This is a genomic window from Pseudoduganella buxea (genome assembly GCF_009720835.1).
GTDB classification, from domain to species: Bacteria; Pseudomonadota; Gammaproteobacteria; order Burkholderiales; family Burkholderiaceae_D; genus Rugamonas; species Rugamonas buxea.
This window is the reverse complement of the sequence record NZ_WNKZ01000001.1, coordinates 202156-212599: the sequence shown is the minus strand read 5'-3', so window position 1 is coordinate 212599 and position 10444 is coordinate 202156. Positions and strand designations below refer to the sequence as shown.

Below are 10444 nucleotides of genomic sequence, written 5' to 3'. Positions count from 1 at the left end.
AATGTAGGTAACGGAAAAGCCTTCCCAGAACGGGAGCTCAAGATTATGATTTGCCATGAAAGCGGTGGGTTGAGTTAAGAACTGTTGGTCGCACAACAAGTCTATCTCTTCTTCACCGCTTTCCTCACTTCAGCCTCGCCTTCACGTCAATCCGTGAAGAACCTTTTTTTTGGCGAAACGGTCCCCACATCCTTTGGCTACAATACCGGCTGGCGCACCGGCGCCGCTTCATTAGCTCATCAACGATTGGAATACATATGGCTGCGATCCCTCCCAACGAGTCCCTCATCGAATACCCGAGCGACTTCCCGATCAAGGTGATGGGCCCCACCCACGAGGCATTCACCGCGACCATCGTCGAAGTCATCGTCCGCCACGACCCCACTTTCCACGAAGGCAAGCTGGAAATCCGCCCTTCGTCGAGCGGCAACTACACGGGCCTGACGGTAACGGTGCTGGCGACCAGCCGCGAGCAGCTCGACGCGCTGTATGCCGAGCTGTCCGGCCATCCGATGGTGAAGGTAGTCCTGTAAAGGCTTGACCCGGGCCGCTGCCTCTTGCTTGAGCAAGGCCGGGACGGCGGGCGTATAATGGCAGGGCTCTGACCAACGCAGCCTGCCCATGTCCACCATCCGACCCGAACCGGCGGTGATCCGCCACCTCGGTCACGCCGACTACGAACCGACCTTCGCCGCCATGCGCGCGTTCACCGACGCGCGCACGGCCGATACGCCCGACGAACTGTGGATCGTCGAGCATCCGCCCGTGTTCACCCTGGGCCTGGGTGCGGACCGTGGCCACCTGCTGGCCGGCGCCACGCAGGTTCCCGTGGTGCAGACCGACCGGGGCGGCGAGGTAACGTACCACGGCCCGGGCCAGGTCGTCATCTACCTGCTGATGGACCTGCGCCGCAATAAACCGGGCGGCAAGCTGTATGCGCGCCAGTTCGTGACCAAGATCGAGCAGGCCATCATCGATGTGCTGGCCGCGTATAATCTCGACGGCGAACGGATCGACGGCGCGCCCGGCATCTACATCGCCGGTGGCCCGAAACGGGGCGCCAAGATCGCCGCGCTGGGCCTGAAGGTACGGGGTAACGGCTGCACCTACCACGGCGTATCGCTGAACGTGGCGATGGACCTGGCGCCGTTCACCTGGATCAATCCCTGCGGCTATGCCGGCCTGGAAACCGTCGACATGCGCACCATGGGCGTCGACGCGCCGCTGGCCGACGTGCAGCTGGCGCTGGCGCACCGGCTGGTCGCCCAGCTCGACGCGAGCGCCGTTACCGATCCTGGCGCCGAAGCCGCCAAGGCCGCATAGTTCCATTCAAATTCACTTGAAAAGCCCGCAAGGGCAAGCCTGTCATGACTACCGAGACCACTTCCAGCAACGCCCCTGCTTACAACCCCAGCGAGAAGCAAAAAGGCGCCAGCAAGACCTCGCGCATCCCGATCAAGATCGTGCCGATCGAGCAGGTGGAGCGCCTGAAGAAGCCGGAATGGATCCGCGTCAAGGCGGCATCGGCCTCGAGCCGCTTCTATGAAATCAAGGACATCCTGCGCGAGAACAAGCTCGTCACCGTCTGCGAGGAAGCGTCCTGCCCGAATATCGGCGAATGCTTCGGCAAGGGCACGGCCACCTTCATGATCATGGGCGACAAGTGCACCCGCCGCTGCCCGTTCTGCGACGTCGGCCACGGCCGTCCGGACCCGCTCGACGTGAACGAGCCAGGCAACCTGGCCAACACCATCGCCAAGCTGCGCCTGTCGTACGTCGTCATCACGTCGGTCGACCGCGACGACCTGCGTGACGGCGGCGCCGGCCACTTCGTCGAGTGCATCCAGAAGACCAAGGCCCTGTCGCCACGCACCCAGATCGAAGTGCTGGTGCCGGACTTCCGCGGCCGCCTGGAAAAGGCCCTGAACATCTTCGCCGACGGCCTGCCGGACGTGATGAACCACAACCTGGAAACGGTGCCGCGCCTGTACAAGGAAGCCCGCCCCGGCGCCGACTACATGCATTCGCTGAAGCTGCTGAAGGACTTCAAGGCCATGTACCCGCACGTCAAGACCAAGTCCGGCCTGATGGTCGGCCTGGGCGAGACGGACGAGGAAATCCTGCAGGTGATGCGCGACATGCGCGAGCACGATATCGACATGCTGACGATCGGCCAGTACCTGGCCCCATCGAACAGCCACCTGCCGGTGCGCCGCTACGTCCACCCGGACGTGTTCAAGATGTTCGAGGAAGAAGCCTACAAGATGGGCTTCGGCCACGCCGCCGTCGGCGCCATGGTGCGCAGCTCGTACCATGCCGATGAACAGGCGCATGGGTTGCTGGAAGCTGTGTAAGCCCGGCGGCCGGCTATAATCCCGGCTCCGCCACATTCAGCCGGCTTCCGTTCCAACGCAGGTGCCCGCCACCCGCGCGAACTGGACCGACAAGACCTGTCTGTACGGACGGCGGCCTGCGGGCCGCCGTTTTCATATCCGCATCCCAACCACCGAAGAACATGAACGTGCGCATCGAAGATAGCTGGAAGACCCACCTGCAGGACCAGTTCGAGCAGCCCTACTGGACGGCGCTGACGGAATTCGTCCGCGCCGAATACGCCAGCGAGCATTGCTGCCCGCCCGGCAAGGACATCTTCCGCGCCTTCGACCTGACGCCGTTTGATGAGGTCAAGGTCGTCATCCTGGGCCAGGACCCGTATCACACGCCCGGTGCGGCGATGGGCTTCTGCTTCTCCGTCCCGGACGGCAACCAGCCGCAGCCCAGCCTGCGCAATATGTTCAAGGAGCTGGAAAGCGACGTCGGCGTGCGGCGCACCCGCACCGACTTGTCCGACTGGGCCGAGCAAGGCGTGTTCCTGCTCAACAGCGTGCTGACGGTGCGCGCGGGCGCCGCCGGCTCGCATGGCCGCAAGGGCTGGGAGCAGTTCACGGACAGCGCCATCAGCGCCCTGTCGCGCGACCGTGAGCACCTCGTGTTCATCCTGTGGGGCAGCTACGCGATTGCCAAGAAAGCGCTGATCGACACGGCGAAGCACCACGTCATCACGTCGCCGCACCCGTCGCCCCTGTCGGCTCACCGGGGCTTTTTCGGCAGCCGGCCGTTTTCACAGGCGAATGCGTATCTGGAGAAGACGGGGCAGGCGCCGATCGTCTGGGCTTGAGGATGAGCCCGTGTCGACATCGGGGTCAGGCACCGATGTCGACACGGGCTCGGCTTTAGCCCTTGCGCCAGAACCCCGCATGCGCGACGCTGGCTTCCGCCTCGCGCACGGGGCCGATGACTTCCGTGGGACGCTGGCCGGTGGCGAAGACCTGCCGGCACGGTAGCGACAAGGTAGGGTTTTCCGGGTCGCTGCCCGTCAGCGCCAGCAGGCTCGCTTCCGACAGCGCGTAGACGACGCGGCCGACGCCGGCCCAGTACGTGGCGCCGGCGCACATGGCGCAGGGTTCGGCGCTGCTGTACAGGGTGGCGCCGGCCAGGTCGGCCGGGTCGTATTGCGAAGACGCCTGGCGCAGCGCGTTCATCTCCGCGTGCGCGGTGCGGTCGCTGCTGGAGGCGTTCATCGCTTCGGCGATGACGTGGCCGTCGGCTGCGACCACCAGCGCCGCGAACGGATGGTGGCCCGTATCGCGCGAGCGCTGGGCCAGCGCGATCACATCGGCCAGGTGGCGCTCGTCTTGCGCAGTCAGATCTCCCGTGCTCACTTCGGAATCTTCCCTTCGACGCCCTGCACATACCAGTTCATCGACAGCAGGTCCTTCAACGCCACCTCCGATCCGGCCGGCACCTTGATGGCGCCCGACTGGTCCTTCAGCGGGCCCTGGAAGGGACGCATCTTTCCGCTCGTGATGGCCGCCTTCTTCTCCTCGAAGATCTTGGCCGCGTCCGCCGGCACCACCGGGTTCAGTGGCGACATCTTGACCATGCCTTCCTGCAGGCCGCCGCGCACTTCGCCCGACTTCCACTTGCCGTCGATGACCGCCTGCGCCGTCTTCGTGTAGTAGTCGCCCCAGTGGTTGGTGCTGGCCGTCAGGTGGGCCTTCGGTGCGAAGCGCTGCATGTCCGAATCCCAGCCGAAGGCGTACTTGCCCTTTTCCTGCGCCGCCTGCAAGGTGGCCGGGGAGTCCGTGTTCTGCGTCAGCACGTCGGCGCCTTGCGCCATCAGCGTCTCGGCCGCCTGGCGTTCCTTGGCCGGGTCGTACCAGCTGTTCACCCACAGCACCTTCATCTTGACGGCCGGGTTGACGCTTTGCGCGCCCAGGGTGAAGGCGTTGATATTGCGGATCACTTCCGGCACGGGGAAGGAGGCCACCATGCCCAGGGTGTTCGACTTCGTCATCTTGCCCGCGACGACGCCGAGCAGATAGGCACCTTCGTACATGCGCGTCTCGAACACGCCCATGTTCTTGGCCGTTTTAAAACCCGTGGCATGTTCGAACACCACGTTCGGGAAGGCCTTGGCGACCTTCTCGGTGGCGTTCATGTAGCCGAAGGAGGTGGTGAAAATGAGCTTGTTGCCGTCCGCCGCCAGCTTGCGGATCACGCGTTCCGAGTCGGCCCCTTCGGGCACGTTCTCCACGTAGGTGGACTTGACCTTGCCGGCCAGCGCCTTTTCCATGGCCAGGCGGCCCTGCTCGTGGGCGTAGGTCCAGCCGGCGTCGCCCACCGGGCCGATATAGACGAAGGCAACCTTCAAGGGGTCGGCCGCTTGCGCGGATGCGGCGAAGGCGAAGGATGCGGCCAGGGCGAACAGTGTGCGGCGATTCATGGTGGTCCTCTTGTCGGTTGATCAGAAATGGTATTCGGCGCGAACCATCGGCGTGCGGGCCGTGGCACCCGGTACGGTGCGGGCCGGGTTGCCGAACTTGTTCTTCCAGTACTGGTAGGCCACGCCCACCTGGAAGGTGTTCTTCGGCGCGCCCAGCGTCGCGCCCAGGTCGTACATCACCTGCATGTCGACGTTGATCTCCACGGCCGTCGGGCCGCCGAATTCGTTCTTGCCCTTGGTGCCGATGTAGTTGGCGTAGCCGTTGAAGGACAGCGGCACGCCCAGCGTGAACGGGATGCCCCAGGCGGCCGTCAGCATCGCGTGCGTGTCGTAGCGGTAGCGGTTCGTCGCCGTGTTGGTGAAGGTGCTGTACGGCGCATTGCTTTCGTGGAGGGCCAGCAGGCTCACGTCCAGGAAGCCCGGCACGTCGAACATCAGGGTGGGGCCCAGCACCAGCATGCGCTTCTTCGAGTTGTAGCCGGCGTCGGTCTTGCTGTTGATGTCGAAGCCGCCCGTGACGCCCACGCCGCGGATCGGGCCGAAGGCGAGGTTGGCACCACTGATCTTGCCCAGGTCCAGCGTGTGGCGGTAGACGGCGTAGGCTTCGTGCGCGCCGGTGCGGGCGCCGGCAGCCGACGGGTCGTTCTCGTCCGACATCAGGTAGTCCACGCTGAAGAAGTTCTTGCCGTACTTGTAGCCGCTGACATGGCTGAAGTTGATGATGTGCTTGACGATGTCGGCGCCGTTGTAGGGCTCGGAGAACTTGCTGCCATAGCGGTAGCTCAGCGACGTGTCGCTCCAGTCGGCGGCGTGCGCGCCGCAGCTGGCGGCCAGCAGCAGCAGGCCGGCGGTACGGGTGATCTTCATGCGATGTCCTTGTTCTTGGTTGACGGAGGGTGCTTGCATGCTGCAATCCCGGTCTTTACCGTTAGCAATTTGCAGGCCAGCCCGCGCCGCCCTTCGCTGCGCCGCACGCCGCACCAGAAGCGAACGGCATCGTCACCGCCGCGCGCCGTCGCGGTGCGGTGTGCACACAATGTGCACCAGGGTTGTATGCAATCGTCAGCATCCGGCCAGGGCTTCGGCCAGGCTCAATTTGCGCTCGGCGGCGCCCAGGTGCAGGCGGCCTTCGATTTCCAGCAGGTGGTGCTCGATCAGCGCCGTGGCGCGTGCCGCATCGCCCTGCTCGATCAGCGCGAGCAACTGGTCATGTTCGTCGTTGCCGCACATCGGCACGCCCGGGTTCTCATACAGCGCGATGATCAGGGAGGAGCGCGACACCAGCTCCACCATGAAGCGCTGCATCACGGCGTTGCCCGCCAGTTCGGCCAGCAGCAGGTGGAACTCGCCGCCCAGCCGGATCCACGCGGCGCGGTCGCCGCCATGGCGCGCCTGTTCCTCCGCTTCCAGCGCCGCGCGGATGCGGCGCAGCGAGGCTGGCGTCATGTGGCGGATCACGAGCGGCACGATCTCCCGTTCCAGCGCGCGCCGGGCGGCGAAGATGTCGCGTGCCTCCTGTGGCGTGGGCGAGGCCACCACGGCACCCCGGTTCGGCCGCAGCGACACGATGTGGTCGTGCGCCAGCCGTTGCAGCGCCTTGCGCACGGTGGTGCGGCTCACCTGGTACAACTCGCAGAACTCGGCCTCGCCCAACCGTGTACCGGGCGGCAGCCGGTGGCTCATTACGGCGTTGACCACGGCACTGTGGATGCGCAGGTCGATGGCGGTGGCGCCGCGTTTGCCGGGCGGGGTCTCCGTGGGCGTAGCGGCGGAAGCGCGGCCGGTCGGGCGCCGCGCGGAAGTCAATTTGGTCATCAACACTCTCCTGTGTCGGTGCGGGATCGGTCCGCACGCGATGGGAGCTTCAAAGCAGGAATCGTGCGCGCTGCAAAACAGCGGCGTCCTGCTTCGTCGCGCCGTTTTGGTGAAGATGTCGACACATTGCGGTGCAGTTTGTATACAAGTTGACGCAGGCGCGCGCGCAATCCCGGTCTATGGTATGGCATGCAAATTGCGTCTGGGACAGCAATCGTTATACGAAGGAGTTGTCGATGACCGCACCACAGCAATCGCCCCCGGGCGGCCCGTCCCGCGTCGCGCCCCGGCTGCAACTGCTCGGCATCTCGAAGCGCTATCCATCGGTGGTGGCCAACGACCGTGTCGATCTGACCGTGCTGCCCGGCGAAATCCACGCCGTGCTGGGCGAGAACGGCGCCGGCAAGAGCACCTTGATGAAGATGATCTACGGCGTCACGCGTCCGGATGCCGGCGAAATCGTGTGGGAAGGCCGGCAGGTGCATATCCCCTCGCCGGCGGCGGCGCGCAAGCTGGGCATCGGCATGGTGTTCCAGCACTTCGCCCTGTTCGAGACCCTGACGGTGGCCGAGAACATCGCGCTGGCGCTGGACGACAAGGTCGCACCGAAGGCACTGGCGCCGCGCATCCGCGCCGTGTCGGCACAATACGGCCTGCCGCTGGATCCGGAACGGCGCGTGCACAGCATGTCCGTGGGCGAGCGCCAGCGTGTGGAGATCGTGCGCTGCCTGCTGCAGTCTCCGCGCCTGCTGATCATGGACGAACCGACTTCCGTGCTGACGCCGGACGCCGTGCAGAAGCTGTTCGTGTCGCTGCGCCAGCTGGCGGCCGAAGGCGTCAGCATCCTGTATATCAGCCACAAGCTCGACGAGATCCAGGCCTTGTGCGACAAGGCGACCATCCTGCGGGCGGGGCGCGTCTCCGGCACGGCCACGCCGCGCACGCAGACGGCCCATGCGCTGGCCGAACTGATGATCGGCGGCGATATGCCGACCTGTACCCTCACGCCGCGCGAGCCGGGCGAGGTGCGCCTGGCGCTGGACCGCTTGAGCGTGAAGAGTGTCGACCCCTTCGGCACCAGCCTGCGCGAGATCAACCTGACCGTGCGCGCCGGCGAGATCGTCGGCCTGGCCGGCGTCTCCGGCAACGGCCAGCAGGAACTGCTGCGGGCCATTTCCGGCGAGCGTCCCATCGCCTCGCCCACCACCATCCGCCTGCTGGGCCACAATGCGGGCCGCCTGAACGCGGCTGCGCGGCGCCGCCTGGGCCTGGGCTTCGTGCCGGAAGAGCGGCTCGGGCGCGGCGCCGTGCCCGACCTGTCGCTGGCGGAAAACGCCCTGCTGACGGGCTACCTGGCGCCCGCCAGCGGCATGCTGCGCCGGGGCCTGATCCAGGGCGCGGCCGTCACGGCCATTGCCGCCCGCGTGATCGAGCGCTTCAAGGTCAAGTGCGGCGGCACCCGCGCGGCCGCCACCAGCCTTTCCGGCGGCAACCTGCAGAAGTTCATCGTCGGCCGCGAGATCGGCCTGGCGCCCCGCGTGATGGTGCTGGCCCAACCCACGTGGGGCGTCGACATCGGTGCGGCCATGCTGATCCGCCAGGCCATCATCGATTTGCGCGACCAGGGCGTCGCCGTGCTGGTGATCTCCGAGGAGGTCGACGAGCTGTTCATGATGTGCGACCGCATCGCCGTGCTGGCGCAGGGCCGCCTGTCGCAAGCCGTGCCCGTCGCCGACGTCACCGTTAACCAGATCGGCATGTGGATGAGCGGCGACTTCGGCGCCACCGCCGCCACTGTGCAAGGAGAAGACCATGTCACGGCTTGAAGCCCGCCCCGAACCGTCGCGCGCGATGATGCTCGCTTCGCCGCTGATCGCGGCGCTGGCCATGCTGGCCACCGGCTCGCTGCTGTTCCTGTTCCTTGGCCAGGAACCGCTGCACGCCTTCTACGTCTACTTCATCAAGCCGGCGACGACGGCCTACGGCGTGGGCGAACTGCTGCTGAAGGCCACGCCCCTGATCCTGTGCGGCGTGGGCCTGGCCATCGGTTTCCGCGCCGACGTGCACAATATCGGCGCCGACGGCCAGCTCACCATTGGCGCCATCACGGCCGGCTGCGTGGCCCTGTATTTCGACGGCGTCGAGGCGCCGTGGGTGCTGCCGCTGATGCTCGTCGCCGGCGCGCTGGGCGGCATGGCCTGGGCCGCGATCCCCGCACTGCTGCGCACCCGCTTCAATACCAGTGAAATCCTTGTCAGCCTGATGCTGGTGTATATCGCCTACCTGCTGCTGTCCTACCTGGTGCACGGGCCCCTGCGCGACCCGGCCGGCTACAACTTCCCCCAGTCGAAGATGTTCGGCGACTCCGCCACCTTGCCCCTGCTGGTCGAGGGCCTGCGCGTGAACGCGGCGCTGCCCCTGTCGCTGATGGCCGTGCTGGGCGCCTGGTTCTTCTGCCGGCACACCTTCGCCGGCTATCGCATGAAGGTCAGCGGCATGGCGCCGGCCGCGGCGCTGTATGCCGGCTTCTCGGCACCGAAGAACGTGTGGCTGGCCTTCCTCGTCAGCGGTGCCATGGCCGGCATCGCCGGCGTCGGCGAAGTGGCCGGGCCGCTGGGGCAATTGCAGCCTTCCGTGTCGCCCGGCTACGGCTTCGCCGCCATCATCGTCGCCTACGTGGGCCGCCTGCATCCGGTGGGCGTGCTGCTGGCGTCGCTGCTGATGTCGCTGCTGTATATCGGCGGCGAGTCGGCCCAGATCGAGCTGCAGCTGCCGTCGGCCATCACGGGCCTGTTTCAGGGCCTGCTGCTGTTCTACCTGCTGGCGGCCGACCTGTTCATCCACTACCGCTTCAAGCCGCGCGCCCCGGCCGCATCGAATGCCCCTTTGGAGAAAGCCGCATGAACCCCGATTACCTGATCGCCTTCCTCGCCAGCACGGCCGGTGCCGCCACGCCGCTGGTGCTGGCCTCCACCGGCGAGCTGGTGGCCGAACGGTCCGGCGTGTTGAACCTGGGGCTCGAAGGCATCATGCTGGTGGGCGCGGTGGCCGGCTTCTCGGTAGCGCTGCACAGCGGCTCGCTGGGCCTGGGCCTGCTGGCGGCCCTGCTGGCCGGCGCGGCGATGGCCCTGATCTTCGCCTTCCTCGTGTTGACCTTGCGGACCAACCAGGTGGCCACGGGCCTGGCGCTGACTCTGTTCGGCATCGGCCTGTCCGCCTTCCTGGGCCGCGACCTGGTGGGCCAGACCGTCACGCCGCTGCCGAAGCTGTCCTTCCCCGTGCTGTCCGACCTGCCCTTCATCGGGCCACTGCTGTTCCGCTTCGATGCCGTCGTCTACGGCTCGCTGGCCGTCGTCGCCATCGTCGCGTGGATGCTGGCGCGCAGCCGGCTTGGCCTGCAGGTTCGCGCCGTCGGCGAAGCGCCCCACAGCGCCCATGCGATCGGCATTCGCGTCGCCAAGCTGCGCTATGCCAGCGTGTTGTTCGGTGGCGCCATGGCGGGCCTGGGCGGCGCCTACCTGTCGCTGGCGCTCACGCCCATGTGGGTCGAGGGCATGACGGCCGGCCGCGGCTGGATCGCGCTGGCGCAGGTGGTGTTCGCCACGTGGAAGCCGCGCGGCGTGATCTGGGGTGCCTATCTGTTCGGCGGCGTCACCGTGCTGCAGTTCCATGGCCAGGGCCTGGGGCTGGCGATACCGTCCGAATTCCTGTCGATGCTGCCCTACTTGGCGACCATCGTCGTGCTGGTCATCATTTGCCGCAACCCGCAGACCATCCTGCTGAACAAGCCGATGTCGCTGGGCCAGAACTTCAAGCCAGCATAGCTTGGTTTATCATGGGCGT

The 10444-nt window shown here is 66.4% G+C and carries 11 protein-coding genes; 7 read left to right on the top strand and 4 right to left on the bottom strand.

From position 1 onward, the window contains the following. Nucleotides 1-245: 245 nt before the first annotated feature. The 4 genes from GM672_RS00930 (at nt 246) to GM672_RS00915 (ending at nt 3178) form a co-directional block, all read left to right on the top strand. The gene (locus GM672_RS00930; protein WP_260098622.1) at nt 246-533 is read left to right on the top strand and encodes a DUF493 family protein; all 288 of its coding nucleotides are present in this window, start codon (nt 246-248) and stop codon (nt 531-533) included. A gap of 88 nt (nt 534-621) precedes the next feature. After that, nucleotides 622-1323, top strand: a complete 702-nt coding sequence (lipB, locus tag GM672_RS00925) for a lipoyl(octanoyl) transferase LipB (protein WP_155468636.1) — start codon at nt 622-624, stop codon at nt 1321-1323. 44 nt (nt 1324-1367) lie between these two features. Further along, on the top strand, nt 1368-2354 hold the full coding sequence (gene lipA, locus GM672_RS00920) for a lipoyl synthase (RefSeq protein WP_155468635.1): 987 nt from the start codon (nt 1368-1370) through the stop codon (nt 2352-2354). Between the two features lie 161 nt (nt 2355-2515). Continuing rightward, nucleotides 2516-3178 carry a uracil-DNA glycosylase gene (locus GM672_RS00915; RefSeq protein WP_155468634.1) on the top strand — a complete coding sequence of 221 codons (663 nt, stop codon included), beginning with the start codon at nt 2516-2518 and terminating at the stop codon, nt 3176-3178. A 55-nt stretch (nt 3179-3233) separates the two neighbouring features. Here the strand turns inward: GM672_RS00915 and GM672_RS00910 are convergent, their stop codons facing one another. The 4 genes from GM672_RS00910 to GM672_RS00895 form a co-directional block, all read right to left on the bottom strand. Further along, nucleotides 3234-3722, bottom strand: coding sequence for a nucleoside deaminase (locus GM672_RS00910; protein ID WP_170299879.1), 489 nt, complete (start codon nt 3720-3722; stop codon nt 3234-3236). Then, nucleotides 3719-4786, bottom strand: coding sequence for a BMP family ABC transporter substrate-binding protein (locus GM672_RS00905; RefSeq protein ID WP_155468633.1), 1068 nt, complete (start codon nt 4784-4786; stop codon nt 3719-3721). The genes GM672_RS00910 and GM672_RS00905 overlap by 4 nt, the downstream gene beginning before the upstream one ends. 21 nt (nt 4787-4807) lie before the next feature. Beyond that, nucleotides 4808-5653 carry an outer envelope protein gene (locus GM672_RS00900; RefSeq protein WP_155468632.1) on the bottom strand — a complete coding sequence of 282 codons (846 nt, stop codon included), beginning with the start codon at nt 5651-5653 and terminating at the stop codon, nt 4808-4810. Nucleotides 5654-5848: 195 nt separating this feature from the next. Next, nucleotides 5849-6601 (bottom strand): GntR family transcriptional regulator, encoded by a 753-nt coding sequence (locus GM672_RS00895; RefSeq protein ID WP_155468631.1) that lies wholly within the window; start codon nt 6599-6601, stop codon nt 5849-5851. Nucleotides 6602-6837: 236 nt separating this feature from the next. Between GM672_RS00895 and GM672_RS00890 the strand changes: the two genes are divergently transcribed. From GM672_RS00890 to GM672_RS00880, 3 genes are read left to right on the top strand one after another with little or no spacing between them, the layout of a single operon-like run. Further along, entirely contained in the window at nt 6838-8427 is a 1590-nt protein-coding gene (locus GM672_RS00890; RefSeq protein WP_155468630.1) for an ABC transporter ATP-binding protein, read from the top strand. Continuing rightward, nucleotides 8414-9505: an ABC transporter permease gene (locus tag GM672_RS00885; protein ID WP_155468629.1), complete on the top strand. Its 1092-nt coding sequence runs from the start codon at nt 8414-8416 to the stop codon at nt 9503-9505. The genes GM672_RS00890 and GM672_RS00885 overlap by 14 nt, the downstream gene beginning before the upstream one ends. Then, entirely contained in the window at nt 9502-10425 is a 924-nt protein-coding gene (locus GM672_RS00880) for an ABC transporter permease (protein ID WP_155468628.1), read from the top strand. Before GM672_RS00885 ends, GM672_RS00880 begins: the two co-directional genes overlap by 4 nt. Nucleotides 10426-10444: the final 19 nt, after the last annotated feature.

Bases quoted from the DNA above. Each gene is read 5' to 3' on its own strand.
- GM672_RS00895 (WP_155468631.1), bottom strand. From the start codon at position 6,601: ATGACCAAATTGACTTCCGCGCGGCGCCCGACCGGCCGCGCTTCCGCC.
- GM672_RS00885 (WP_155468629.1), top strand. From the start codon at position 8,414: ATGTCACGGCTTGAAGCCCGCCCCGAACCGTCGCGCGCGATGATGCTC.
- GM672_RS00900 (WP_155468632.1), bottom strand. From the start codon at position 5,653: ATGAAGATCACCCGTACCGCCGGCCTGCTGCTGCTGGCCGCCAGCTGC.
- GM672_RS00890 (WP_155468630.1), top strand. From the start codon at position 6,838: ATGACCGCACCACAGCAATCGCCCCCGGGCGGCCCGTCCCGCGTCGCG.
- lipB (WP_155468636.1), top strand. From the start codon at position 622: ATGTCCACCATCCGACCCGAACCGGCGGTGATCCGCCACCTCGGTCAC.
- GM672_RS00915 (WP_155468634.1), top strand. From the start codon at position 2,516: ATGAACGTGCGCATCGAAGATAGCTGGAAGACCCACCTGCAGGACCAG.
- GM672_RS00880 (WP_155468628.1), top strand. From the start codon at position 9,502: ATGAACCCCGATTACCTGATCGCCTTCCTCGCCAGCACGGCCGGTGCC.
- GM672_RS00905 (WP_155468633.1), bottom strand. From the start codon at position 4,786: ATGAATCGCCGCACACTGTTCGCCCTGGCCGCATCCTTCGCCTTCGCC.
- lipA (WP_155468635.1), top strand. From the start codon at position 1,368: ATGACTACCGAGACCACTTCCAGCAACGCCCCTGCTTACAACCCCAGC.